General features: G+C 52.7%; 27 protein-coding genes and 1 pseudogene. 9 read left to right on the top strand and 19 right to left on the bottom strand.

All coding sequences use genetic code 11. The features are described 5' to 3' along the window. Nucleotides 1-126: pseudogene (locus LJD17_RS23330) on the top strand (DNA-binding response regulator); the annotation flags it as partial. A gap of 176 nt (nucleotides 127-302) precedes the next feature. Next, nucleotides 303-3,068, top strand: coding sequence for a hypothetical protein (locus LJD17_RS23335; RefSeq protein ID WP_227386597.1), 2,766 nt, complete (start codon nucleotides 303-305; stop codon nucleotides 3,066-3,068). 80 nt (nucleotides 3,069-3,148) lie between these two features. Here the strand turns inward: LJD17_RS23335 and LJD17_RS23340 are convergent, their stop codons facing one another. From LJD17_RS23340 to flgF, 15 genes are all read right to left on the bottom strand, one after another. Beyond that, nucleotides 3,149-3,598: a hypothetical protein gene (locus tag LJD17_RS23340; RefSeq protein ID WP_227386598.1), complete on the bottom strand. Its 450-nt coding sequence runs from the start codon at nucleotides 3,596-3,598 to the stop codon at nucleotides 3,149-3,151. A 6-nt stretch (nucleotides 3,599-3,604) separates the two neighbouring features. Beyond that, complete coding sequence (locus LJD17_RS23345; protein ID WP_227386599.1) at nucleotides 3,605-3,946, bottom strand: flagellar protein FlgN; 342 nt, start codon at nucleotides 3,944-3,946, stop codon at nucleotides 3,605-3,607. A 60-nt stretch (nucleotides 3,947-4,006) separates the two neighbouring features. Next, nucleotides 4,007-4,504, bottom strand: a complete 498-nt coding sequence (locus LJD17_RS23350) for a rod-binding protein (RefSeq protein ID WP_227386600.1) — start codon at nucleotides 4,502-4,504, stop codon at nucleotides 4,007-4,009. A 45-nt stretch (nucleotides 4,505-4,549) separates the two neighbouring features. Further along, nucleotides 4,550-4,948 (bottom strand): hypothetical protein, encoded by a 399-nt coding sequence (locus LJD17_RS23355; protein WP_227386601.1) that lies wholly within the window; start codon nucleotides 4,946-4,948, stop codon nucleotides 4,550-4,552. A gap of 6 nt (nucleotides 4,949-4,954) precedes the next feature. Continuing rightward, a complete protein-coding gene (fliR, locus tag LJD17_RS23360; protein WP_227386602.1) occupies nucleotides 4,955-5,710 on the bottom strand; it encodes a flagellar biosynthesis protein FliR in 756 nt (251 codons plus the stop codon). Further along, nucleotides 5,707-7,788 (bottom strand): flagellar biosynthesis protein FlhA, encoded by a 2,082-nt coding sequence (gene flhA, locus LJD17_RS23365; RefSeq protein ID WP_227386603.1) that lies wholly within the window; start codon nucleotides 7,786-7,788, stop codon nucleotides 5,707-5,709. The genes fliR and flhA overlap by 4 nt, the downstream gene beginning before the upstream one ends. 122 nt (nucleotides 7,789-7,910) lie before the next feature. Continuing rightward, complete coding sequence (fliQ, locus tag LJD17_RS23370) at nucleotides 7,911-8,177, bottom strand: flagellar biosynthesis protein FliQ (protein WP_227386604.1); 267 nt, start codon at nucleotides 8,175-8,177, stop codon at nucleotides 7,911-7,913. Nucleotide 8,178: 1 nt separating this feature from the next. Next, nucleotides 8,179-8,592, bottom strand: a complete 414-nt coding sequence (flgD, locus tag LJD17_RS23375; protein ID WP_227386605.1) for a flagellar hook assembly protein FlgD — start codon at nucleotides 8,590-8,592, stop codon at nucleotides 8,179-8,181. Between the two features lie 15 nt (nucleotides 8,593-8,607). Next, complete coding sequence (gene flbT, locus LJD17_RS23380) at nucleotides 8,608-9,030, bottom strand: flagellar biosynthesis repressor FlbT (protein ID WP_227386606.1); 423 nt, start codon at nucleotides 9,028-9,030, stop codon at nucleotides 8,608-8,610. Next, nucleotides 9,027-9,374 (bottom strand): flagellar biosynthesis regulator FlaF, encoded by a 348-nt coding sequence (gene flaF / locus LJD17_RS23385; RefSeq protein ID WP_227386607.1) that lies wholly within the window; start codon nucleotides 9,372-9,374, stop codon nucleotides 9,027-9,029. Before flaF ends, flbT begins: the two co-directional genes overlap by 4 nt. Before the next feature lie 16 nt (nucleotides 9,375-9,390). Continuing rightward, a complete protein-coding gene (locus LJD17_RS23390) occupies nucleotides 9,391-10,434 on the bottom strand; it encodes a flagellar hook-associated family protein (protein WP_227386608.1) in 1,044 nt (347 codons plus the stop codon). Between the two features lie 4 nt (nucleotides 10,435-10,438). Further along, the gene (flgK, locus tag LJD17_RS23395; protein WP_227386609.1) at nucleotides 10,439-11,920 is read right to left on the bottom strand and encodes a flagellar hook-associated protein FlgK; all 1,482 of its coding nucleotides are present in this window, start codon (nucleotides 11,918-11,920) and stop codon (nucleotides 10,439-10,441) included. A 38-nt stretch (nucleotides 11,921-11,958) separates the two neighbouring features. Then, nucleotides 11,959-13,236, bottom strand: a complete 1,278-nt coding sequence (locus LJD17_RS23400) for a flagellar hook protein FlgE (protein ID WP_227386610.1) — start codon at nucleotides 13,234-13,236, stop codon at nucleotides 11,959-11,961. 112 nt (nucleotides 13,237-13,348) lie between these two features. Beyond that, on the bottom strand, nucleotides 13,349-14,671 hold the full coding sequence (fliI, locus tag LJD17_RS23405) for a flagellar protein export ATPase FliI (protein WP_227386611.1): 1,323 nt from the start codon (nucleotides 14,669-14,671) through the stop codon (nucleotides 13,349-13,351). Nucleotides 14,672-14,770: 99 nt separating this feature from the next. Beyond that, nucleotides 14,771-15,496: a flagellar basal-body rod protein FlgF gene (gene flgF, locus LJD17_RS23410; protein ID WP_227386612.1), complete on the bottom strand. Its 726-nt coding sequence runs from the start codon at nucleotides 15,494-15,496 to the stop codon at nucleotides 14,771-14,773. Nucleotides 15,497-15,788: 292 nt separating this feature from the next. Here flgF and motA point away from each other — a divergent pair, with 292 nt between their 5' ends. The 7 genes from motA (at nucleotide 15,789) to LJD17_RS23445 (ending at nucleotide 20,982) form a co-directional block, all read left to right on the top strand. After that, nucleotides 15,789-16,676: a flagellar motor stator protein MotA gene (motA, locus tag LJD17_RS23415; protein WP_227386613.1), complete on the top strand. Its 888-nt coding sequence runs from the start codon at nucleotides 15,789-15,791 to the stop codon at nucleotides 16,674-16,676. 2 nt (nucleotides 16,677-16,678) lie between these two features. After that, entirely contained in the window at nucleotides 16,679-17,608 is a 930-nt protein-coding gene (locus LJD17_RS23420; protein ID WP_227386614.1) for a flagellar motor switch protein FliM, read from the top strand. Continuing rightward, nucleotides 17,589-17,903: a hypothetical protein gene (locus LJD17_RS23425; RefSeq protein WP_227386615.1), complete on the top strand. Its 315-nt coding sequence runs from the start codon at nucleotides 17,589-17,591 to the stop codon at nucleotides 17,901-17,903. Before LJD17_RS23420 ends, LJD17_RS23425 begins: the two co-directional genes overlap by 20 nt. A gap of 99 nt (nucleotides 17,904-18,002) precedes the next feature. Then, nucleotides 18,003-18,389: a flagellar motor switch protein FliN gene (gene fliN, locus LJD17_RS23430; RefSeq protein WP_227386616.1), complete on the top strand. Its 387-nt coding sequence runs from the start codon at nucleotides 18,003-18,005 to the stop codon at nucleotides 18,387-18,389. Nucleotides 18,390-18,404: 15 nt separating this feature from the next. Continuing rightward, the gene (locus LJD17_RS23435; protein WP_227386617.1) at nucleotides 18,405-19,439 is read left to right on the top strand and encodes a flagellar motor switch protein FliG; all 1,035 of its coding nucleotides are present in this window, start codon (nucleotides 18,405-18,407) and stop codon (nucleotides 19,437-19,439) included. 14 nt (nucleotides 19,440-19,453) lie between these two features. Continuing rightward, nucleotides 19,454-20,518 (top strand): flagellar biosynthesis protein FlhB, encoded by a 1,065-nt coding sequence (gene flhB / locus LJD17_RS23440; RefSeq protein WP_227386618.1) that lies wholly within the window; start codon nucleotides 19,454-19,456, stop codon nucleotides 20,516-20,518. Then, nucleotides 20,515-20,982, top strand: a complete 468-nt coding sequence (locus LJD17_RS23445) for a hypothetical protein (protein ID WP_227386619.1) — start codon at nucleotides 20,515-20,517, stop codon at nucleotides 20,980-20,982. Before flhB ends, LJD17_RS23445 begins: the two co-directional genes overlap by 4 nt. 46 nt (nucleotides 20,983-21,028) lie before the next feature. Here LJD17_RS23445 and LJD17_RS23450 read toward each other — a convergent pair whose 3' ends face one another. The 4 genes from LJD17_RS23450 to LJD17_RS23465 form a co-directional block, all read right to left on the bottom strand. Further along, a complete protein-coding gene (locus LJD17_RS23450) occupies nucleotides 21,029-21,643 on the bottom strand; it encodes a protein phosphatase CheZ (RefSeq protein ID WP_227386620.1) in 615 nt (204 codons plus the stop codon). A 105-nt stretch (nucleotides 21,644-21,748) separates the two neighbouring features. After that, nucleotides 21,749-22,135: a response regulator gene (locus LJD17_RS23455; RefSeq protein ID WP_227386623.1), complete on the bottom strand. Its 387-nt coding sequence runs from the start codon at nucleotides 22,133-22,135 to the stop codon at nucleotides 21,749-21,751. A 240-nt stretch (nucleotides 22,136-22,375) separates the two neighbouring features. Next, nucleotides 22,376-23,074: a protein phosphatase CheZ gene (locus LJD17_RS23460; protein WP_227386621.1), complete on the bottom strand. Its 699-nt coding sequence runs from the start codon at nucleotides 23,072-23,074 to the stop codon at nucleotides 22,376-22,378. A gap of 14 nt (nucleotides 23,075-23,088) precedes the next feature. Beyond that, on the bottom strand, nucleotides 23,089-23,474 hold a 386-nt coding region (locus LJD17_RS23465; protein ID WP_227386622.1), incomplete at its 5' end, for a response regulator.

Raw genomic sequence — 23,474 nt, forward strand, 5'->3', positions numbered from 1 at the left:
TCCAACGATGTGGAGGAAAGCGTGATCGAGGGCCATGTGAGCAAGCTGCGCAAAAAGCTCCGCTCCCGCCTCGGACACGATCCCATCGAAGCCAAACGATACATCGGATATACTTTCGTCGGGTGAAGTTGATCGCCCTTTGAGCTCCTGGTGATTGAGGGGGCTTATCTTTCTCCTCCGCAAGAATGACCTGCAGAGGATTGAAAAGCTCGTGACCGAAGGCCCCTATAGAGTTTAAGAAAGGGACCCTCGCTCCCGCGGCTGAGCCGCAGAACATTTTACCTTGGAGTACCTCCGCTTCCATGCCGGGCGTAAGACAGATCTTACCGACTTTGATCCAGCATGCAGGGGATTCGGAAGCTGGGCCTGCTGAGGGACAGCACGTCATAGCGACGAAAAGCAGATGGTCTCGGCTCGTCCTGAAATATCCGGACCTTACGCCTGATGTTTGGTGCGAGTTCAGTCTGGAAATTGAACCAAACCGAAACGATAACGTTCAAGAGGACGATGCTTTCGCGGTCGTAGGGATCGATTTTCAAGCGAGTGATGGTTCCAGCATCGATTTCACCTATGTACCGGGACTAAGCAAAGCGCAGATTGACCCCTTCAGTTATCCGGTACGCCTCGCAAGCCCGCACAAAGAAAACCTGCCATCCGCAGGGAAGCACAAGACGACGTTCAGTTTCTTTGTGCCAGCCCCTGCGACGCAAGTGCAAATCACGATCCGGAGCTGGCGGAACGCGCACCCCTTCATCATCAAAAGGTTGAGTCTCACTCAATTCGTGCAAGCAGGAGCGGAAGAGACCACAGCGGAACAGCTTGCTGTTACTGCTGTAGAGCGCAATGCCTCTCCTGATGCTCGCCGCAATTGGCTCATTCTATCTTCAGAGCCCAAATGGTTCCAATACAACCTCGTCCCGAACCATCATCTTTTCGTGCGTGGTCAAATTTTTACCGGCGATACCTCATCGGAAGCCGAAGGTGCTTTGGTCCGCATCGTTTTTCGGAATGGTCGTGGGCAAGAGATCCCGCCCCCGTATCCTGAGACGAGTGCTACGCCGGAGTTGGGTGCTTTCGTTAAAGTTCCGACACACACCAGAGCAAGACGCTTCACTCTCGAACTTATGCCGCCTGTGGGCGCACAGAAAGTAGAACTTGGCTTTTGTACCCAGAGCGACGGACCGCAAATGGAGTTGGTCACGCCTCTGGAAGTTTCTTTGGGATATGACCTTCTGCTAGCGAATATCGAAGCGGACACGGCGCAAGCGTCCACTGACTTCATATCAGCCGTTGCAGGGCGCCTTTCTTTGCCCAATGCCGAACCACGGAGCGTGCTGGAAGCGGCAGCACAATGGCTCAATCCAACGGCACTTAACTCCGTCCACGAGACCATTGGTCAGGTTCAGGCTCTTCAGCAAGGAAAAGACGATAAATTCACCGAGGGCAAATTGCAGCTGGGCCACTTTCCTGCCTGGGATTTGCCAGACAATCCCACGTGGAAAGAAGATCCCTTTCACTCTCCTACGTGGCGTATAGGATACCAATCTCTTTCATGGGTTGCCGACCTCCTCAACCACGCGGACTCGAATATACGAAAGCGTGGCCTCGACCTCCTGGCCTCATGGATCCGCGCCAACCGCTCTGGAGACGCACAGGACGAACTTGGATTTCATCCAGCCGCTACGTCTAAAAGAACAGAGACGCTGCTCACGCTTTTGCGGCAGACTTATCGTGGTGTTCCTGAGACGGGCCAACCGACGTTCCTTTTGCTACTGGGTGAAGCAATTCGAGATGGCTTCGTGCTCGCGGAAGTCATGGGTCAAAACACATTCCTTCGCTCTCTCGATCACCTTCAAGCGGCGAGCACCTTATATAATCTTGCAACGGCAACTTCGAATTTTCCCATTTCTCCTTACTGGATCTCGCTTTCCCTTTCAAAGATGCGAGATGGCTTTGATGAGCTGATGAGCCAGGACGGAGAGTTTCTTACTCAATCTCTTCATGAGCGGCTGGAACTGACGTCGCTCGGGATCCTCGTTCTCAAGCAGTTGCAAGATACAGCTGAGGCACGCGCTCTCGGTCAGTATCTAACTCCCCGACTTAAGAACGCGGTAAGGGCTCTGATTAGTTTGACCGATCCGGGCGGGATGTTGCCGGCATTCGGCGACACGCCTTTTAGGCTTCGCCATGCGAACTGGATCCGCAAGCTCATGTCGGGTCATGGTCGGGCTTGGATGAAGGATGAGAGCATTCGTGGTGAACTCTCCTACCCTCAAGGGGCAAGGTCGTTTGCGTCACCTCACTCTGGTCTGCTCGCTGCACGCTACTATGAACAGGGTCGCCCTTGGGGATATTTCTGCACGACACTCTTCGAACAAAATCCGCTCGAGAATCATCAGGAGACGACATCGTTTGTCTTTGCTGGAGCGAGTCGCCGCTGGATTGTTGATACGAGTGGCTCGGTAAGAGAAGGCCATGACGCGCTTCGCCGGTATGCCTCGTCACCCGTCGCCCACAATATCGCGGTGCCAAATGGCAGAACTCCGACAGCTGGCATCGCCTGGTTAAAGTCTCGTCTTTCCATTGCCAACGCCAATATTTTTGAGATGGAAAGTAATGTCCATGGCCCGAACTTCGTCCATCGGCGAATTTTTGTCGTCCCTGAAGATTTGAAAGCTCTTGCGGTTTTCGACTGCTTTCAAACGGCGAGCGAGCCCATCACTTTTGAAGGTTTCCTGCATTTCGCGCCAGGGACGATGGTCGCAATTGCCGGCTCACAGCTCTCCGTCGCATTTCAAGCAAAGCAAAGACTGAGAATCATCCCCGTGGCCGTAATCGGTGAAGCTGGTGGCATGCAGATTGTGCACGGGCGAAATAGGCACTCGTCGGTACAAGGGATTGTCTCGCAAGCTTCGAGTTCTTTCGACGCAGCCAATGTCCTTCGGTATGAATTTACCGGAGGACGTAACACTTGCGGCGGAGTTATCCTGGCTTTAGAGGAAGCAAGCTACAAGACCCTCGCCGATCTGATCGATACGCCTGCGGTTGCAAACCTCCTCCGCCCATAGCGGTAGAAGCACCATCGATCAGTTAGCCTGCACGGGACATCGGATGCGAGACCCATCCAGACTACTGTGGCCATCCAATCTCAGGATCGGATATCACTCTTGTTCACGAAGTTGAAATTCTCGACCAGAACATCTTTGATGATGTCGGAGCCTATACGCTCATTGACCCTTCGCTTGATGTTGGCCAGAAGAGTTGGAACATCATATTTCGAAAGCTTCCGGAAATCGAGTTTCTCATCTGAATAGACTTGTCGAAAAGTCTCATCAATTACGAAATTCTCGACCGGAACAGACATGCTCCGCAGTGTCTTTGCATCGGCTGTGAAGACCAGATTGGCGATCACGTAACCTTGCACCGCTCCTTCGGCGATAATAGGTACGTTGACCGCACGAACCTTTTGATATTCGAGTCCCTCCAGGTACTCGTCTCGCTTAGTATCTTTCAGGCCCGTACCCCAATAAACGGCGCCGTAGCACGACAGCAGGGTGATCGCGCAAATCCAAAAGCCTGTTACGAGGATACGTGCCATGACGGACTACTCATACGCAATATGATGAGCCCCAGCTGTGTAGGTCCCATCAGACTCTGCGCTTTGAATCGCGCCTGAAACGATATTGGCGACTTCTTGAACTGCGCGCAAATTCATCTCCAAAACCGCATGGTTCTGATCGAGCTTTGCCTTCAGGTCTTGGAGACGGCTGGCGATCTCCGGGCGCATTGGTTCGCTCTGGGTCACTCGGACCAACCGCGTGAGCTCAAGCAAACTCTGACTCTTGCGACGGTTGAACTCCTGATGATCAATCGGAATATGAGCGAGGAGGGCAGCCGTCTCCGCATCGATAATTTCTTCGAGGCGCTCGATAGAGTTGGTGAGCATAATTCTAAATCCACTTCTCTTGATCAGCTATGACAATCGACACGGTCGCTCGTAGTCCGCTCAGGTCTCGTTCGGACCGGATATCGGCACTGAGCTCTTGAGCGGGCTATTGCCTTTATCAGCCACTTTCCCAGCGAGGAGCTTCGACGCAATTCCGATACCGCCGGCCTTGGCGACCTGAGCTCCAATCTGCTCGGCCAACATTGATCGCCAGACTCCTCCAGCAGTTCCCTTGCCGAAAGTGGCATCCGCATCCTTGGGAAGCATCGACTCGATGAAGCTCTGCAGGACGAAAGCTTCGAACTGCTGATATGGAGAACCTGTCTTACCAGAGCTAGCTAAGGTCGTGTGATTCCGGGATGCCATCCCAAATGCATATGGATCTTTCATTGCGGAAGCGGAAGAGTTCGGCAGAGTCTTGAGAACTTCTGCGAAATCCGTCGCATCAGCTCCATTGGAAATGTCGATTAACTTCCGACTCGCCGCCTGCAGCTTCACAGGATCTGCGGCGCGTGCCACATCCTGTACGATGTCGGAGGGCGGGTTGATCCCCATCATTTCCTCTCATAAGTCTTCTCGCAAAGGCCTTATAAATTGGCGAGCTTACGGGAGGCTTGCATCATTTTTGGAAGAAAGAACATCAAGGAGACCTAAGTAATCCTTCTTCTCAAGATCCCGTCGATGTTCGATTGTCAATCTTTCGACAACACGCTCTGTCCGCTTGACCTTCATCGCTTGATCGAGCGCAATCTCGCTTTGCTGCTCTTTCGCCTGCTTTACCCGGGATTCCTCAGCGGCAAGCTTCTGGAGCCGCTTCGCTCGACTTTCAACGAACAGTCCATAAAGCATGTCATCGTCGTTCAGGGTTTTGATCAGATCGGATTGCGCCTCTTGCAGCTCCATCGACTTCCGATGAAGCTCGGCCAGCTTCCATTTCTGGATTTCATGAAGTTGTTCCTGAAGCTTAAGAAGGCGCTTCGATTTTTGCAGACGCTTTTCCATCTACCTTCAACCGTGTGAAAGCCAAGAAACGAACTCAGCCAGGAACAACAGCATGAACTCTTTGAAGAGGAGATAGAATGTCAGCATTCCGCCAAGAAGCACAAAAGGGGTCGCAAGAAAATAAACCGGAATGGTCGGCGTCAGTTTATTCGTGAGACCGACGGCCAGGTTAACGATCACCGAGTAGACAATGAAAGGGCTGCTGATGCGCAATGCGAGCAGAAACGCTGCTGAAATTTGGTCTGTTATCTGAACAAGCGCCAGCTGGGCACCAAACGCCTCTCCTGGAGGGAGCCGGGAATAGGATGCGATCAAGCCGCGAAATAGTTCCCAGTGAAGATCCGCCATGAAGACCAGCGCGGTCGCAACCATCATGATCAATGATGCGATGGCTGGGACTGATTCACCGTCGTCGATTTGTGTTCCAGGAATGCTGCCGAAGCCGATTCCCATCGCAATGGCTGTTCCTAATGTCTGCAGGGCCATGAAGAAGATGCGCCCCATCAACCCGATCAGCAAACCTGTTATACTTTCCGAGACGATCCACCAAAGCGTCATGGCCGGGGAGAGACCGCTGAGGCCTTTCTGAAACGTTTCCAGAAGAAGCGGCGCTACCGCGAAGCTCACTGCGAGTGCGATAAAAAGGCGTATTTGAGGTGGAACTCGAGCACTTGAAAAGCCTGGAACGACCAGCAGACATCCCCCAACCCGGCAGAATATGAGGAACACTGCCAAAAACGTATCCGGCGTTAAGCCGCTCACGAAATTGTTCCAAGAGATTTGATCTCGACACCGCGTGCAATCTCAAGATGGGAAAGCACTGGAAGCGTAGAGAAGAGGCGCTCAATAATCATTCTAACGTAGGGGCGAGCATCAGGTGCTGTGACAAGGGCAAAGCTATGGACTTCCTTCATGCGTTTCTTGATCGCCTCGGAAGCTTCGGTGCCAAATTGCTCCACCAGCCGTGGATCAATGTCGAACTCAATCACCTCGCCTTTTGCGTCACGCTTTAAGCTCTGGTGGAATACAAGATCCCATCTGTTGCCGAGCCTAAGCACATTAAGCGCGCCCCCGTCGGCCAAGTCGCCGCAAATTTGCTGAGAGATTCGCATTCTGACATGCTCGACGACCTGCTCCGAACGACGTGCATGAGGTGCAATCTCGGCAATAGCCTCAAGAATAAGGTGCAGGTTTCGAATGGACACGCGCTCGGCGAGCAACAACTTCAGAACTGCCTGAAGCCCAGAATAGGAGATTTGCGACGGGCAAATATCGTCAATGAGGCGCTTATACTCAGGATCAAGACGATCCAGGAGAGCGCGCATATCCTTATAGGAAAGAAGCTGCGGGAGATTGTTTCGGATCACCTCACTCAGATGAGTGAGAAGGACGGAGTTGCTGTCTACGGGACTAAAGCCTTCACGCTTCACCTCGCTGGCATAAGCGTCAGATATCCACATGGCTTTCATGCCGAAGGCCGGCTCTCGTATTTCATCGCCCGGGACATCGGGCGTTGGCCCATCGCCAAGGACCACGAGGAGTTCTCCTGGACGTGTCTCCTGCGTGGCCACCACGGTTCCGTGTATCTTAACCTGATAGCTTTTGGGAGGAATAGCGAGACTGTCCGAAAGCTTGATGTCTGGTACAACGAAACCGTATTGCTGAGCAAACTTACGTCTCATTTTGCTTACGCGATGGGCGAGTTCTCCGTGAGAGCTTAATAATTGGACAGCCAAATGCTTGCCTAGGCAAAGCTCGATCTCCGCTGTCTTCAAGGACTCTTTCACGGAATCCTTGGTTTCTATCTGGGTTTTCGCCTCTGCAGCGACTGCCTTTGCTTTCTCCGCAGCACGCTGCTCGGCAAGGCGCTTAGGAATCGTGTAAGCAATGAATGCCATCAATGCCCCCAAACCCATGAATGGGATCAGCGGCAGTCCTGGGACCACGGCAAAGATAAACATCAATGCGGCGGCGACGAAGAGTGCCCTGGGATAGGCTCCAAGCTGCCCCATGACAGCTTGCTCTGCATTTCCGCGTGTTCCGCCTTTTGATACAAGCAGGCCGGCAGCGAGAGATACGACCAGAGCTGGAATCTGGGCGACAAGTCCGTCGCCGACCGAGAGTTTGGTAAAGACGTCGGCAGCATGAGACAGATCCATCCCATGACGAGTCACACCGATAATAATTCCGCCGAAGATATTGACCGCGATTGTGATCAAGCTCGCGACCGCTTCACCACGAACGAACTTGGATGCACCATCCATAGAGCCAAAGAAGGCGCTTTCCTCTTCAAGCTCACGGCGGCGGTGTTGTGCTTCCTTGTCGTCGATTAGCCCGGCCGAGAGATCTGCGTCGATTGCCATCTGCTTGCCGGGGATGGCATCAAGAGTAAAGCGAGCCCCCACTTCGGCAATACGGGTCGCACCCTTTGTAATGACAAGAAAATTTACCGTTATGAGAATAATGAAAACGACAATTCCGATAACGAAATCGCCGCTCATCACAAACTGCGAAAAGCCATAAATGACGTGGCCTGCGGCTGATACGCCCTCATGCCCCTTTGCTAGAATGAGGCGTGTCGTGGCAATACCGAGGGCAAGTCGCAATAGAGTTGCAATTAGAAGGATGGTTGGAAAGGCAGAAAACTCAAGCGGCTTTTGAATCCAAAGGGCCACCATAAGGATGAGAACGGAAAGGGCGATTGAGAGGGCAAGCCCCATATCAATCACCATCGCCGGTATCGGGAGGAAGAGAATTGCCAAGATGGCAACAATGCCACCCGCAAATGCAATGTCTCTGCCTTTGGCGCGCTCTAGAACTGCAACGTCGCTGACAGCCATCCGGCTTGACCCTATCTTTGGTTCTTCAAGACAGGAATCAAGCACCAAGCTTGTGCGAAGGTGTCCTAGTCTCCCCTATCTCCCATTATATGGATAACAGGGCGCCACAGGGCAGACCGGATTTAAAAACCCGTTTCGATGCGGGCATAGACCTGCTCGGTGAAGGCGAAGATCTGAGATCCAATAAAAGACCCAGTCAGCAACGTGACGAGAAGAATAGCAATAATCTTAGGAATAAACGTCAGAGTTACTTCTTGAATTTGGGTGAGAGCCTGGACAAGAGCAATCGCAATGCCGACAACCATAGCTGCGGCAACCGCCGGCCCTGCCCCAATAATAATCGTCCAGATTGCGGTCCGAACGAGCTCCAGTGCATCAACCTCATTCATATTAGCTGATCACGATACCAGGCCCGATAACGAGCTCTTTGCCACTGGACAGCTTCGCAATTACTCCATCACTTGCAATGCGGACCGACGTGACCTCACCGGAGATCTTTCCATCTGCTGAAGTTATCGTGCGTCCAATGACACTGTCTGCTTGCGACAAAGTCGATGACGACAACAGGGCATCCAATTTATTGTTGCCGATCATCGACTGTTCGACCTGAGAGAACGTTGCAAGCTGAGCCATATAGTCGGTCGACTTCATGGGAGCCGTTGGATCTTGATTACGCATTTGCTCCAGCAAAAGCTTGAGAAATGTATTGTAATTTAAATTCGCCGCCGAGCTGTTTGAGCCGGAAGCCGCGGAACGCTGGCTTGAGTTCGTGGCGTTCGCCATCATCACGCTGTTAACGTCCATGACAGATCTCCAATATCAGGCAGCTCGGTGGGGAGAGTCCGAGGCATCGGCGGACAGCACGGCGCTCTCGATCGGGAATAGACCGCGGATAATTTTCAGCGCATCGAAGGGCCGCCCCGCGTCAACCATCTCGGCGACGTTCTTCAGTCCAACAGTGATCTCTTTCAGCGTGAAGGTCTCAAGCGTGGCAGCATAGAGGTCTTTGAACACGGCCAGAGCTTTGTCTGCACTGCCCGGATCAATCAGGATTGCTTGAACCACAAAGTACAACTGCCGCAGAGGCGTTGTGGCGTCATCAACCTGGAGAACGTGATTTTCCAGAAGAAAAGTCGCGTCATTGAGAAGCTCAATGGATACCTTGCGGTCTACACGAAGCACTGCTCCGTTGATGAAAATCCGCTCCCCTGCCTTCAGGGATAAGTGCATGGACTTGCTCATTTGAGACCGTCACGGATCATGCTGTTGATCTCGATCAACGCATTGAGGTTTTTGCTTTCCTCTTTACGAACCAAGTCCGCCTCTTTCATAATCCAAAGCCCGATTGAAACCAGCTGTGCACGCAGAGCTTCGGGCAATCCGTTCTCAGAGCTCATAAGATCCTCGATCAGCACAGACCAAAGGCGCTGAACAAACGAGATTGCGTCCGATCGCGCAATACCGTTCGAGCGATCCTCACTTGCTGTCCGCAGAAGATCGATCGCACGATCAAACGCCAACCGCTCCCGCTCGCGGCAACCATCCGATGCATCCTCAAGAATTTCGGCGTAAGAAAATCGATACATTGTTCACCTGCGGATATCAAAGATAGTTGAGGAGGCTTAGTTGCCGAAGCTGTGACGTGAGCGAGTAAGACATTTGAATCTGAGTCGTGAGAGCGTCGACCCGAGTTTTTGCCTCGGCCGGGTCAACCTCTTCAAGGCGTCCGATTCCCTCGTCTATGACCTTCCGCTGTACATCCATCCGATCGTTTGCGCTCTTGACCTTGGTCTCAGCGTCACCGAGTTTTGCCTGAATCTCAACGAGGCCATTAGTCACCTGACCCAGGATCTCGATAACCTTCTCAACCACCGCTTGCTGAGTTTCAGTCCGCATTCCTGCGATACCAAGATCGGACGCAATCGTGTAGGCCTTTGCAAGCTTGCGCATGGCAACTTCATTGGCATTCGTTGAGGTGTCTATCTTCTCAGTGGTTGAGATCTTACTTTCGATGTTCTGATCTGAGGCGGACGACCAGTCGCTCCATGCAGGACCATCGAACAGATCATTGAAAGCGGCACTGTTGAGGAACGTCTTCATGTCGGCGGCAGAAATATTGAATACATTGGGGTCTGTTTGAGAAATTCCGAACGCAGTCATGAATGCGCCATCGACTGCGGTTTTTGCCGGAGACCCAACCTTATACTCCGTAACAGGCTTTTCCTTTGTGTTCGTGCCTGCAAAAATATACTGTCCACCAGTCGACTTATTGAGCTCCGAAGTTAAAGCTCTCAGATTCAAGGCGGCGCTGTCACGGACGGTCTCGGCTCCACGTTCCAAAGGCGGCAGTGATAGAAGCGAGTTGAGATATGTCTCCGCTGTCGTCCTAATATTCGTCAGCGAAGATTTAGTTACATTGAGACGTACGGATACCGTTCCATTTCCATCGATGAGAGCATCAAGTTCAGCCCGCTCTTGCCTAAGGGAAATTCCATGCCCGGCGCGATAGCCAAGCTCCAGACCCACATCGGCATACCGTCCTGTTGCAATCTCCTGATTAGCCTTGGCAAGGTCCGTTTGCATCTTGCTAAGTGCGTTTCTAGGCGAATTCCAAAGGCTGACAGTTGATATGAACGTCGTCTTCATCGCTTTATCGTACCGCGTTTAGAAGCGTCTGGAGCATCTCGTTTATGACCGAGATTAGTTTGGCTGAAGCCGAGTATGACTTCTCAAGTTGCAACATGAGCGCCGTTTCATCGTCCATGTTCACGCCAGTCGCATTGGACAACGCTTCGGACGCATGACTTAAGAGGGTCATCTGATAATTGACGTTGGTCGATGCCGTCTGGCGGTTCCCCTCAAGCCAGCTTGCGGAGGACGACGCAAAGTTCTTGAGGCTTGCTGAGTCGCCGATACCAAGAGCCGGATTAAAGGATCTTTCAGCGTTCAGGTTCTCGCCAAGCTTGTACAGCCGGTCTGAAAAAGCACTGTTGGAGCCAACAGGAACACCGGGATTCTCGACGTAATCAGGCCCATTTGCCCCGCCATCGCGGATATAGTCGAGTGTTCCGCCTTTCGAGGGGTCGATCGCAGGGTTGACCGTGATCATCCCAGCAAGCCCAGTTACAGCCTGCGAACCAGGGACATCCCACCCAACCGGCATGTTGGAGGTTCCCGATTGCGCGAAAAGCCCAGCCATGAAGAGAGTTGGATCTACTGTACTCTGCTCGGCAAAGGCTGCGATAAGTCCTTCGGCAATCTCATCCAATTGCTTCTGATAGACGACTGTGTCCTGGTCCCGTGTTTGAACCAATCCGACGATACGTCCAGCATTCAGAGGCATCGGCCCTGCCCCTGTTACAGGGACACCGTCGATGACGACCGCAGCTCCGACCGTTCCCGCACTATAGGTGTGGGTCGGATTGAAACTCACGCTCCGCGGTACTTTCTCGAACAGGACGACGCCGCTATCCGTATAGATGGCCATGTCGTTGTTCTCACGAGCAACAACACTGATCCCCATCTCTTCAGAAAGCTGAGCCAGAATATGATCGCGCGTGTCGAGTTGATCGCTGACGTCGATTCCGGCAGCGGTTCCTTTAACGACGGTGTCGTTGACGGTCTTGAACTGGGCCAGAAGGTCATTCACTTTCGATACTGACTCGGCAATTCCCGCGTCAGCTGCTTCTCGCGTCTTTTGAATCGTCCTCGTGGCGTCGTTAAGCATCGTAACGAGCTCATTGGCCCGCGTGACAACCGCTTGCGCCAGAATAGGATCATCCGGCTTCTTGGCATATTGCTCAAGTGCAGCGTTAAGAACGCCAATACGGGCCGCACTTGATTGATTCAGACTTGAGTCGCCGACAGTTTGCTTGAGCTTGTTAACGCCATCTAACACTGCCTGCTGTCTTGCAGTGTCGGATGTTGTGTCCAGCATCTTGTAGAAAAGCGCGGTGTCAGTTGCTCGGTTCACGACGACGCGAGCCGAGCCTCCGCCTGTTACCAGAGTAGCGATCTTCCTGGAATATGCCGGGTCAGAAGCACCTGCGTTGTTTCGCGATACGACGGCCATTTGCGAAGACGACGCAAGAATGGATGAGCGCGCAGTATTGAGCGCAAGTGACAGGCCCATCGCTAAGACTCCCTAGGCTCTACTATATGACGCGGTGGTTAGCGCTTCAGATTCATGAGAACATCGAGAAGCTCGGAACCGGTCTGGAACACCTTTGAGTTGGCTGTGTATCCAGTCTGAGCTTCAATCATCGCGGTCAGTTCCGTGCCGATGTCGACGTTGGATTGCTCGAGGGCACCTACGGCAATGCTTCCGCGTCCTCCCTGGCCTGCAAATCCAACCTGAATTCCACCCGACGTAATGCTCGCTTCGTAGACATTTCCAGCTCTAGGCGTGAGATTGTCCGGGCTGGGAACGTCTGCAAGAGGGATCTTGTAAGCGGGAATACGCGTTCCGTCTTCGTAGACAACGAATACGGTGCCGTCTGAGCCGAACTCCGCACCTTTTACAGCGCTCGCCGCGTTACCGTTAGCCGATCCCTCGACATCATAGTCGCCTGCAAGCTGGGTCATGTTCGTCATATCAAGAGTAAAACCAGCCTGGCCATTCGGGATGTCGAATGTCAGAGAACTCGGCCCGACGAGTTGACCCATTTTATCGAAGGTGAGCGTTGCGCTACCTCCGGCAATAGGAGTTCCGGGGAGTGAAGGCGTTGCCTTGGAATCAAATACCGAGACCTGCCACTGTCCACTGGTGGGTGGCACGGCGAGAGGGTCCGCGTCGGCAACCTTTGTCATATAGATGTCAAGTTTAACCTGGTTCCCAAGATTGTCATAAGTCACCAGCGACGACTTCTTGGTATAGGTTGTACCTGTAGCTGTTCCAGGTCGATCTGCGGCAGCAACAACTGGGAGATCCGGATCGTAGGGCAGATTGCCGGTAAATGTACCAGTAGTGGAAGGGCGTGCCTGCATAGCCATCGAAGAGATATTTACGGGCTCAAGGCCATCCAGGCTGTTGAGCGCGACAGATGGCTCACCGTTAGCAAGGTTATAGCCCATGAGCTTGAACCCGGCCGCATTGTAGAGATTGCCGGATGGGCCATCGACAACGAAATTGCCGGCGCGTGTCAAATATGGTGTCCCGGCGCCGTCAGAGACAACGAAAAAGCCGTTGCCTGAGATTGCGAGGTCGCTTCCGCTCGTCGTGTAAGAGATCGGCCCTGGATCACTTACGGAATAGCGCACGGTCGTTGTAACCGCACCCGAGTTGTAAGCGCCCTTGCCGGAGGACAAAATAAGCGACGAGAATTCAGTGGAAGCTCGCTTATAGCCCGACGTGCTAGCGTTCTGAATGTTCTCGGCAACAGTACCTAGTTTGTTAGACTGGGCGTTCATGCCAGAAACACCCGTGCGGAGAACACCATAGAGGCTCATTTTAAACTCCAAAGAGGAAGCATCGTCATTACATTAGATGCTGATTGGCTTGTGTGAGGCTGGATTTCCCGAAAAGCGATCTGTCGGCTTGCTTTCCAACCTGTATTGCACGTCACTGACGCAAAATCTGAGCGAGTTCCATAAAGGCATCGCTACTTGGAGCGGAGCTCGGATCCTGTCGCAACGCTTCGTAAATCTTGGGCACGAGAGCAATGGCTTGATCCAACTCTGAATCGCTGCCAGCCTGATATCCTCCCATGAGGCGCAGATCGCGAGTATCCTCAAACCGTGCTATCAAGGTCCGGAGCTTGCGAAGGAGCTCTTTCTGTTCGGATGTCCAAACATGCTCCGCCAATCGGGATATTGACCCAAGAACGTTGATTGCCGGGTACCGCCCTTGATCAGCGATTGCGCGATCCAGAACGATGTGGCCATCCAACGTGCCGCGGATGCTGTCAGCAATAGGATCATTGTGATCGTCACCGTCAACAAGGACGGAGAAAATGCCAGTGATTGTGCCTTTGCCCTCCATACCCGGCCCTGCCCTCTCCAAGAGGCGGGGAAGATCACTGAAGACACTTGGCGTATAGCCTCTTGCGACAGCAGGTTCACCAGCAGCTAGAGCAACGTCACGGGCCGCATGCGCAAACCGAGTAACCGAGTCGACGATAAGAAGAACAGACTCCCCCCTATCGCGGAAATATTCAGCAATACACAATGCAGTCTTTGGAGCGTGACGGCGCATCATTGGGCTTTCGTCGCCCGTGGAAACGACCGTGATCGAACGCTGCCGATTTGACAGAATAGGCCCTTCAAGAAACTCGCGGACCTCTCTTCCGCGCTCTCCCACAAGGGCAATAACGATTGTGTCGAAGCCGCTGCACCGAGCCAGCATCGACAATAGAGTCGACTTTCCGACACCTGACCCTGCAAAGATTCCGATCCTTTGCCCGGCACAAATTGGTGTGAAAAGATCGATAGCGCGAACGCTTGTTTTCAACGGTTTATTCACACGCGAGCGGATCATCGCAGGAGGAGGCTCTGCATCAATCGGCATTACACAATCGCCAGAGAGAAGCGGCCCTCCCCCATCGATGGGATCACCAAGAGCGTTGATTACCCTGCCCTTCCAAGACAAATGTGGTCTCAGGCTCATACCGCCAAGGCGATACGCATATGTTCCGACGCTGGCATCTACACGGCCGTCAAAAGGCTTTATGGTGACGCCTGCGTCATCGATCTTGACGACCTCTCCTGCCTTAACTCCGCTTTTACCTTCGATCCCGAGGCGATCACCAAGTCTGACAAAAGGCGAGACGCCTGCCACACGGTAGTAGGTTGGCGCGACTTCTCGAATCGGTCCCCCAATACGGATTCTGGGTACGGCTTGAATGCCGCTAAGAACCACTTCCTCAAGTCGTTCCAGCATATTCATGCTTAATCTCCCCCGCCGACGTCAGGCACGTTCTCAACTAGATCGGTCGCGAAACCGGGCCAAACTCGAGGCCACCCGAGATCCGTGGCTCTCAATGTGCTATGTGCTCGGTCCGAGAGAACGGATTGCGCTCATCAGGGATGACTCTGTCTCCGAGATCGTAGCCGCCGCGTTGTCAAAGGTACGCGAAATCATGATCATCTTCGTCATTTCCATGATAGGATTGACGTTCGCACCCTCAGCGTAACCCTGCTGAAATCCTGTAGCGGTAAAGTCCTGAACGACCGTCGCCGGCATGCTGGATTTAACGCCGGAGCTACCGAAACGAGAAAGCTGGCTTGCGTTATCAATCCTAAAGAGTCCGATCGCTCCAACCTGATTGTTGCGCTGAGTGATCATTCCATCGCGGCCAATGGTAGGCTCGCCTTCTTCAGGATTTAGCAGGATCGGAGCGCCACCTGGATCTACGACAGCGTGCCCGTCCATAGTTTGAAGAGCGCCCGTCTCAGTCATCTTCATGCGGCCATCCTTGGTGTAGACCAAGCCCGACGGCGTGTTCATAGCCATCCAAGCGTCGCCCTGAATGGCGACGTCAAGGGGGTTGTCTGTCCTCGTGACGGGTCCTGCTCGCCGTGAGGTATAGGTCTCACCAGGTGAAGCAAACGCCACATTCCCAGTACCAACCTGGGATAGAACCGTGTCGAACTTAACCTCTTCTGCGCGATACCCACCGGTATTGATGTTGGCGATGTTATTAGCGACGGTGTTTAGACGCCTCTCAAGAGCAACTTGCGCAGAAAGAGCGACATAAAGAGAAGGTTGCATTTTTGCTGCTATACTTGTTTTAGAGAAGCATCATAGTGCTCTCGGAGGCGACACCAACTGTTTGCTCTCAGGACGATGCCGAGAGCTATGTAGATACTTTCTACTCAATGCATCACTTCGAAGTTTAATGCTTGAATAAAGGGGTTCTTCTAACTTGTTGGCCCAGGTACCGATGGACTCGTAGCATGTTGACCGGTCTAGCTTGCCCGAGCCTTTCCTCTGATTTTCCAGCTTCACGCAAGCATCGGCTCATAGACCAAGGGTTCTTAGAAGCATTATTGAGGCTAGATCCTTGGGCGTCGCTATTGGTCTGCTTATTGCTATCGGCTCTCTGTTCGGCGGCTTTGCCGCGATGGGGGGACACTTGGCCGTTATTTGGCAGCCGTGGGAATTTGTTATTATCGGTGGAATTGCGGTAGGCACCTATATCGTGGCCAATCCTATGTCTGTCGTTGCAGACACCGGTCGTGCATCTATGGAGGCTATTCTCGGTACGGTGCCCAAACGGCCGAAATATCTTGCGCTGCTCGGGCTTCTGTACGCGTTAATGCGCGAGCTGAGATCAAAGCCGCGCAACGAGGTCGAAGCTCACATTGATGATCCACAAAACTCCAGCATTTTTGAGAACTTCCCCGATATCCAAAAGGATCCGGAGCTGACTCTGTTCATATGTGACTATGTGCGACTGATTATTATCGGAAATGCAAGGCCGCATGAGATAGAAGCGTTGATGGACGAAGAGATCGCCACTCATCGGCGCGACAAACTGAAGCCATACATGACGATTACGACCGTTGCTGAAGCGCTTCCGGCGCTGGGCATCGTTGCCGCGGTCCTGGGAATCGTCAAAGCGATGGGAGCTCTTGACCAGTCGCCTCAGCTGCTTGGCGGGCTCATCGGAGCCGCGCTGGTCGGAACGTTTGCCGGTATCTTTCTGTCCTATGCTATCCTTTCGCCTCTCGCGCAGAAGATTAAGTCCACGCGTGAAAAGCAATGCCGGGTTTTCATTATCGTTAAGCAAACGCTCTTGGCATCCCTGAATGGAGCTCTGCCTCAGATTGCAGTCGAGCATGGGCGCAAAGCAATATCCGCGGCCGATCGTCCAACGATCGATGAGGTCGAGGCAGCTACGATCTCTGGTGGCGCCAAGAATGATGGCGAGCAGAAAGAGGCTGCGTAGACATGAGTGCATCTCCTAACGCAAACGATATCCGCGATCGTCTTCTCGACGCTGCAGGGCTGTCGCTCGACCGCCTTCCTATGCTTCACGTGATTTTTGATCGCCTGGCAACTCATTGTGCAGACCATCTCAGGCATCTTGCCGCATCTCCTATGTACTACTCTCTGAGCAGCATTGAGAGCGGGCGAATCGGCGACATCCTTGAAATGTATGAAGCCAACGCCATCGCTGGGGTTTTCAACGCTCCAGAATGGGATAGTCACGTATTGGTCGGGTTCGACAGAGACTTTGTCTTCACCATGGTGGAAGTCCTGCTGGGATCTGATGGCTCGGAACCTCCTGTCGACGAGGAACGAGGCTTCTCGAACATTGAGCTGCGCATTGCGCAAGCAATCTTTGAGCAGATCGGCAAGGCCCTTCAGGCGTCTTTCTCGCTCGTAGCCGATACTCGCTTCAAGTTTGAGCGCCTTGAGACCCGCATGGACTTCGCGGTCATCGGCCGTCGCAACAATCAGTCGGTGGTTGCTAAATTTCTCCTGCAGGCCCTTAACCGCGGTGGAGAGATGTTTGTGATCATTCCGCAGTCGGTTCTGAACCCGATGCGGCAAACTCTAGCCAGAGTATTGACCGGCGACTCATCTGCACGTGACCCTCGGTGGACGAAGCAGATCGCAAGCGAAGTCAAACGGACGGAAGTTACCCTCAAGGCGGTGTTAGAAGAACGCTATCTAAGCCTCGGCGAAATCGCCGACCTCAAGGTTGGACAAGTTCTTGAGCTGCAGGCGACCCCGAGAAGTAGGGTGAAGCTGGAGGGCAATGATCAACCGCTGTTCTGGTGTCACGTTGGAAAAGCAGAAGGGTCATATGTTCTGAGAGTTGACGACTTTATCGATCAAGAACAGGAATTTATCGATGATGTCCTCTCTCGCTGATATCGGGCTATTTCTCGCCCTCGTTGTGACCAGCATATGTGTCATCTCTATGTACATAAAGTTGACGCGTCTTCAGGCCTATAACGTAGAATACAAGCATGTATTGTCTCAAACGACAGAAGCCCTGAATGCTGCAAGCCTGGCGATGCAGACCGTGAACGCAGATGGCAAAGAAACTCTCACGAAATTGAATGAAAGCATCAAGGAAGCTCGGTCTCTTATCCTTGATCTGCAGATGATGAACCAACAGCGGGTGGGCGACGAGAGATCGCCCATAAGTTCCGATGCTGGTTAAAACGTATATGCGCCGGGTGGTCATTGTGCTTTGAGATTGAAATATCACTAGGCGATACGACCAACCAACTGCCCACATTCCCAATTCAGGAGCACTTTAATGTCCGACAAAGTGAAGGACGATCCGGAAAATCAGGCAACCTGGCACGACGAGGCTCTGTTCTCGAAGACTGATGCCGCCTTCGGAACATCCGATTCCCGCGATGAGAAGTTAGGGGGCGGCAAAAATCTCGAGTCGATTCTGCGGATACAAGTCTTGATCCAGGTCGTCCTCGGATCGGCAACAATGCCGGTAGCGAACCTGATGAAACTAGGACGCGGCGCAATCGTTCCGCTGGACCATCGCGTCGGCGAGCCGGTGGATGTTGTGGTAAACGGGCGCGTCATCGCACGTGGCGAAGTCGTTGTCGTCGAGGACGACAATTCCCGCTTTGGTGTCTCGTTGACTGAGATCGTTGGCCCGTCCAGTACCGAGTTTAGCAATTAAGACGGATAGTTTAGGATGGTGGCGCGCTCTCCCGTGAAAACAAGCCCTGGATCACGACAACTCCAAGGAGTGGATCGAGTCGCCACTCTGCTATTGGCTATGGGAAAGCCGGCTGCCGGGCGTCTGCTGAAGCACTTCAGTCCAGAAGAAATAAAACTGATTACGCGCTCTGCGGCTGAACTCGGGCCTATCTCACCGACACAGCTGGAAACGCTGGTTGACGAATTCGCGACTCAGTTTTCTCACGGTACAAGCCTGTTCGGCACTGCAAGCGAGGTCGAGAAGCTGTTGAGCGGAGTCCTCCCGCCCGAGCAGATTGCTGAGCTTATGACGGATGTGCTCGGCAATTCAAATCGTTCGATTTGGGATCGCATTTCGAACGTCTCGGAGAGTGTGCTCGCGACCTATCTCATGAAGGAGCATCCTCAAACGGCTGCGCTAATTCTTTCAAAAGTTAAGCCTGCTTCCGCTGCGAAGGTCATGGGTCATCTCCCTACTCCTTTGCGCAATAGTCTTATGAGACGCATGCTGACTTTCAAACCCATCGTCGACGAGACGATGAGACATATCGAGAAAACAATTCATGAAGACTTCATGATCAATTTCTCTCGGAATATGGGTGCCGATACGCACGCCAAAATGGCCGACATCATCAACAAGATGGAACGGGACCATATGGAGGACGTGCTGCAGAGCTTGAGCGAGGTCCGTCCGAAATCTGCAGAGATTCTGAAGAGTCTTCTCTTCACCTTCGATGATATCGTTGGCCTTACCCCGAGAGCGCGCACCGCGCTCTTCGACCAGATTCCAAACGACCGCGTTGTTTTGGCCCTCAAGGGAACGGAAGACGCGTTCCGCAATATTATTCTCAGTGCCCTTGCATCGCGCGTGCGTCGTATCGTGGAGCATGAGCTGAATAGCAAAGAACCCGCTTCTCAGCGCGACGTCCTAGAGGCCCGCCGCGCTATCACTGATCTCGCGCTTGAAATGGCCGGGCGCGGTGAGATTGAGCTCAACCCTGAGAATGACGGCGACACGTTCTTCCGTTAAGAAAGCACGTATGCATGGCCGATAACGAAGACAAGGAAAGTAAAACTGAGCCAGCAACAGACAAGAAAATCCGCGACGCCATAGAGAAAGGAAATATTCCTGTCTCCCGCGAAGCGCCCATTTTCGCGTCTATCGTTGCCATGCTTATAATACTTGTCTTCGTGACAAAGCATAATGCTGCGAATCTAGCTCAGAAGCTGTCTGTCTTCCTAGACGACCCTAAACGCTTTTCTCTTCAAACGGGTGCAGATGCTACTCATCTCATTCATGCAGTTGCCCTTGAGATGGGAAAATTTCTGGTCCCATTCATTGTTATTCTCACGTTATCTGGAGTTGCTTCGTCCATTTTCCAAAACTTACCGCAAATTGTATACGAGAGAATACGCCCACAATTGTCGCGCATTTCTCTTTTCGGAGGATGGAATCGAATATTTGGCAAAGCCGGATTAGTGGAATTTTTGAAATCTGTTTTTAAATTCTTCATAATTGCTGTTGTTTGTGTTTTGCTCCTAAAATCAGAGCAGTACAAGGTCGTGAACGCCATGTTCAGTGATCCGAGTTTAGTTCCGGAAATGATCCTGACGATGGCAATACGGCTTGTTTCGGCCGTTAGTATTGCGACCATCGTGCTGGTTGCCGCAGACTTGATATGGGCTCGCATTCGTTGGCACCGCGACCTGAGGATGTCTCGACAGGAAATCAAGGACGAGTTCAAGCAAATGGAGGGAGACCCGCTGGTCAAATCCCGCTTGCGCTCCTTAGCCCAGGACCGGTCAAGAAAGAGAATGCTCGCGGCCGTTCCCAGAGCCACGGTCGTGATCGCCAACCCCACTCATTATGCCATTGCGCTTCGCTATGATCGGCAGGAAACCAGTGCCCCACTTGTGCTCGCCAAAGGAAAAGATCTAATTGCTCTCAAAATCCGAGAGACAGCCGAAAAGCACGGCGTTCCAGTGGTTGAGGACAAGGCTCTGGCAAGGTCGATGTATGACAATGTGGAGATAGATCGCACGATTCCGCCCGACTTCTATCGAGCAGTTGCTCAAATATTGTTCTTTATTTTTACGAGATCAAAGTGAGCGCACAAGAAAAAGAACCTCATGCGAGCAAAGCCGCTTCAGAAGCGGAGCTCTTTGCATTTGAAAAATTACTTGCGCAGAACATTAAGGATGTTGTTGCTGAAATCTGCCTTGTTGATGCAAATATCCTGATTTCATATATTTTCCACAACGCGCATGGAAATATACATGATATTGTTAGCTCTTCTACTGAGCTTTTCTTTAAGGACGGGACTTTGAATTATGGCCATTCGGCCGATCTTAATTTCGAATGGGGCAAAGCGCCGGCCGTCATCCTCGACATGGAGTTTGTCCATCCGACGGTCACGGTTTTTTTCAAACTCGTTTTACACGGCTTTTATGTGGGCGTGTCTATTCAGAGGGTGCTTTTGAGCACGAAGTCTGGAGAATTGGATCAGGATCTGAAACTCTTCGAGAGTGCCTTGGCTGACGCTCGTCTCAAGCCTGTAGCCTCCCTTGACTAAGCGACCTGCTTTACTTTTATGGCTCGCTATCTTAGGTGCAGCCTATTCAATCAAATAGTGCATCGATATCGCTCTGTGAAGTACACCCGGCCTCATCTTCAAGGGCAGGACCGTTAAGAAGAGCACGATCTCCGGCCTGGTCGGGATGTTCCAAGGTCTCGACTTCCTTGAAGCTTTCCAGACCGCCCCATATATCGATCATCTGCCTCACTCTTTCATCGACAAACCGCATCGCGCTGACAACTTTGCTAATACGCTGTCCGGTTATGTCTTGAAAGTTGCATGCTTCGAAGATGCTAATGACCTGATCGGCGATCTCGCGGGCCACTTCCTTGTCGTCCCCTGATATCCGCGCAGCGAGATTGCCGGCCAACTCGTCAATCTTCTCCGAAGCTGCAAGGATCGAGTTCGTCGCAGCTTCTGTTCCCATTACGATGGCGCCAAGTTCGTCCGTCGCGCGCGACATCTCCCGTCCGCGGACGCCCGCATAATGAAGGGTAGCAATCTCCTGCTTTGTGCGTTGGATAGCCTCAGAGATTGCATCAAGCTCTACTTTTAAACGAAGAGCTTCTTGCATATCCCTGCGATGGTCTTCCAGCAAGGAATGAGAGACTTTATGCGTCGGCTCGAGAAGATCTCTGAGAGACGCGATAGCACCCATTATCTCGGTATGACGCTTGAGCGCAGAACCATCATCTACTGCCTCTGGCGCACCGTGAGACTCTATGCGGTAGCTTTTCCGTGGAGTCATACTATTGGCCCGTTATTATTCTCCGCCGAGGACGGCGGCGATTTTGGACTGCAGGGTCTGAGCGTTGAATGGCTTGACGATATAGTTGTTCACACCGGCTTTCTTAGCCGCAACAACGTTCTCCGTCTTCGCCTCCGCCGTCACCATGATAAACGGCAGATCTCGCAACTGCTCGTCTGCCCGCACATGTTGCAGCAGCTCGTAGCCCGTCATCGGCTCCATGTTCCAATCGGAAATCACCAAGCCGTATTTTTTCTCACGCAGCTTGGCGAGAGCGGCTGTGCCGTCAGATGCATCATCCACATCCTTGAAACCCACCTGCTTGAGCAGATTGCGCAGGATACGGACCATCGTCTGATAGTCGTCAACCACAAGCACGGGAATAGAATAGTCAAGACTCATGCGTCTGCCCTGTTTATCAATAGGTAGCTTCTGTTGAACTCCAGCCATCTCGCCGAGAGCCAAACATGAAGGACATCTCTTTAAGATAGAAGGAGAAGCTTTTATTTTTACTCAACCCAATAGGTGCCTGCGTACGTATCGGGTCTAGATACCTCGTTGAGCTCGCAATCCTGCTTTAGTGCTGAACTTTGCTCTAAGTCGATGACTGCAAGCTTACTCGGATTTTGTTGTTTAGCGACTTTACTTGAAGAAGGCGTCGATGTCGGCCTGGGATGTGCTTTCCTCCGTCTCGAGAGGCGGCCCATTCAGGAGCCCACGGTCACCTTCACGAGCAGGTTCGTCGGTTTTCGGTACATCCTTAAAGCTCTCGAGGCCGCCCCAGATCTGGATCATTTGCTCCACGCGCTCCTCGACAAACCGCATGGCGCTGACGACTTTGCTGATCCGCTGACCCGTAATATCCTGAAAGTTGCAAGCTTCGAAGATACCAACAATCCGGTCTCCGATCTGGCGTGCCATAGCGCCGTCCTCACCGGTGAGGCGAGATGCGAGATTGCCCGAAAGCTCGTCGACGGCCTCAGCCGCCTCAAGGATCGAGTGCGTTGCGGCCTCTGTTCCGAGAACAACTGCACCGAGTTCGTCTGTTACTCGAGCGATTTCTCGACCTTGAGCGCCCGTGTAGTGCAGAGTCGCGATTTCCTGCTTGGTCCGCTGAATCGCTTCGGAGATCGCGTGAAGTTCCGTCTTAAGCCTCTGTACCTCCAAAAGCTCGTGCCGGCGCTCTTCACTCATGGACGTTTCGCCATCTTGAGTAGGCTGCACGTGCTTCCTTAACGAGGCGATCGCTTCCATGATCTCGGTGTGACGCTGGACCTCGTGTGCACCAGCATCCACCTGAGGGCCTGCCGCCTCAATGCTATAGATCTTTGGCGTGCTCATGACTTGCCTCGTCACTATTCTCCGCCGAGGACGGCGGCGATTTTGGACTGCAGGGTCTGAGCGTTGAATGGCTTGACGATATAGTTGTTCACACCGGCTTTCTTAGCCGCAACAACGTTCTCCGTCTTCGCCTCCGCCGTCACCATGATAAACGGCAGATCTCGCAACTGCTCGTCTGCCCGCACATGTTGCAGCAGCTCGTAGCCCGTCATCGGCTCCATGTTCCAATCGGAAATCACCAAGCCGTATTTTTTCTCACGCAGCTTGGCGAGAGCGGCTGTGCCGTCAGATGCATCATCCACATCCTTGAAACCCACCTGCTTGAGCAGATTGCGCAGGATACGGACCATCGTCTGATAGTCGTCAACCACAAGCACGGGAATAGAATAGTCAAGACTCA

Origin of the sequence: Microvirga rosea (genome assembly GCF_020595095.1) — a bacterium.
Taxonomy (GTDB): Bacteria; Pseudomonadota; Alphaproteobacteria; order Rhizobiales; family Beijerinckiaceae; genus Microvirga; species Microvirga rosea.

Excerpts from the sequence above, each read along its gene's own strand:
- LJD17_RS23335 (WP_227386597.1), top strand. The coding sequence starts at position 303 with ATGCCGGGCGTAAGACAGATCTTACCGACTTTGATCCAGCATGCAGGG.
- LJD17_RS23355 (WP_227386601.1), bottom strand. The coding sequence starts at position 4,948 with ATGGAAAAGCGTCTGCAAAAATCGAAGCGCCTTCTTAAGCTTCAGGAA.
- flhB (WP_227386618.1), top strand. The coding sequence starts at position 19,454 with ATGGCCGATAACGAAGACAAGGAAAGTAAAACTGAGCCAGCAACAGAC.
- LJD17_RS23435 (WP_227386617.1), top strand. The coding sequence starts at position 18,405 with ATGGTGGCGCGCTCTCCCGTGAAAACAAGCCCTGGATCACGACAACTC.
- LJD17_RS23400 (WP_227386610.1), bottom strand. The coding sequence starts at position 13,236 with ATGAGCCTCTATGGTGTTCTCCGCACGGGTGTTTCTGGCATGAACGCC.
- fliN (WP_227386616.1), top strand. The coding sequence starts at position 18,003 with ATGTCCGACAAAGTGAAGGACGATCCGGAAAATCAGGCAACCTGGCAC.
- flgD (WP_227386605.1), bottom strand. The coding sequence starts at position 8,592 with ATGGACGTTAACAGCGTGATGATGGCGAACGCCACGAACTCAAGCCAG.
- LJD17_RS23340 (WP_227386598.1), bottom strand. The coding sequence starts at position 3,598 with ATGGCACGTATCCTCGTAACAGGCTTTTGGATTTGCGCGATCACCCTG.
- LJD17_RS23350 (WP_227386600.1), bottom strand. The coding sequence starts at position 4,504 with ATGATGGGGATCAACCCGCCCTCCGACATCGTACAGGATGTGGCACGC.
- LJD17_RS23420 (WP_227386614.1), top strand. The coding sequence starts at position 16,679 with ATGAGTGCATCTCCTAACGCAAACGATATCCGCGATCGTCTTCTCGAC.
- LJD17_RS23345 (WP_227386599.1), bottom strand. The coding sequence starts at position 3,946 with ATGCTCACCAACTCTATCGAGCGCCTCGAAGAAATTATCGATGCGGAG.
- flgF (WP_227386612.1), bottom strand. The coding sequence starts at position 15,496 with ATGCAACCTTCTCTTTATGTCGCTCTTTCTGCGCAAGTTGCTCTTGAG.
- LJD17_RS23455 (WP_227386623.1), bottom strand. The coding sequence starts at position 22,135 with ATGAGTCTTGACTATTCTATTCCCGTGCTTGTGGTTGACGACTATCAG.
- flgK (WP_227386609.1), bottom strand. The coding sequence starts at position 11,920 with ATGGGCCTGTCACTTGCGCTCAATACTGCGCGCTCATCCATTCTTGCG.
- LJD17_RS23460 (WP_227386621.1), bottom strand. The coding sequence starts at position 23,074 with ATGAGCACGCCAAAGATCTATAGCATTGAGGCGGCAGGCCCTCAGGTG.
- LJD17_RS23390 (WP_227386608.1), bottom strand. The coding sequence starts at position 10,434 with ATGAAGACGACGTTCATATCAACTGTCAGCCTTTGGAATTCGCCTAGA.
- fliI (WP_227386611.1), bottom strand. The coding sequence starts at position 14,671 with ATGAATATGCTGGAACGACTTGAGGAAGTGGTTCTTAGCGGCATTCAA.
- flaF (WP_227386607.1), bottom strand. The coding sequence starts at position 9,374 with ATGTATCGATTTTCTTACGCCGAAATTCTTGAGGATGCATCGGATGGT.
- flbT (WP_227386606.1), bottom strand. The coding sequence starts at position 9,030 with ATGAGCAAGTCCATGCACTTATCCCTGAAGGCAGGGGAGCGGATTTTC.
- fliQ (WP_227386604.1), bottom strand. The coding sequence starts at position 8,177 with ATGAATGAGGTTGATGCACTGGAGCTCGTTCGGACCGCAATCTGGACG.
- LJD17_RS23425 (WP_227386615.1), top strand. The coding sequence starts at position 17,589 with ATGATGTCCTCTCTCGCTGATATCGGGCTATTTCTCGCCCTCGTTGTG.
- flhA (WP_227386603.1), bottom strand. The coding sequence starts at position 7,788 with ATGGCTGTCAGCGACGTTGCAGTTCTAGAGCGCGCCAAAGGCAGAGAC.
- LJD17_RS23450 (WP_227386620.1), bottom strand. The coding sequence starts at position 21,643 with ATGGGTGCTATCGCGTCTCTCAGAGATCTTCTCGAGCCGACGCATAAA.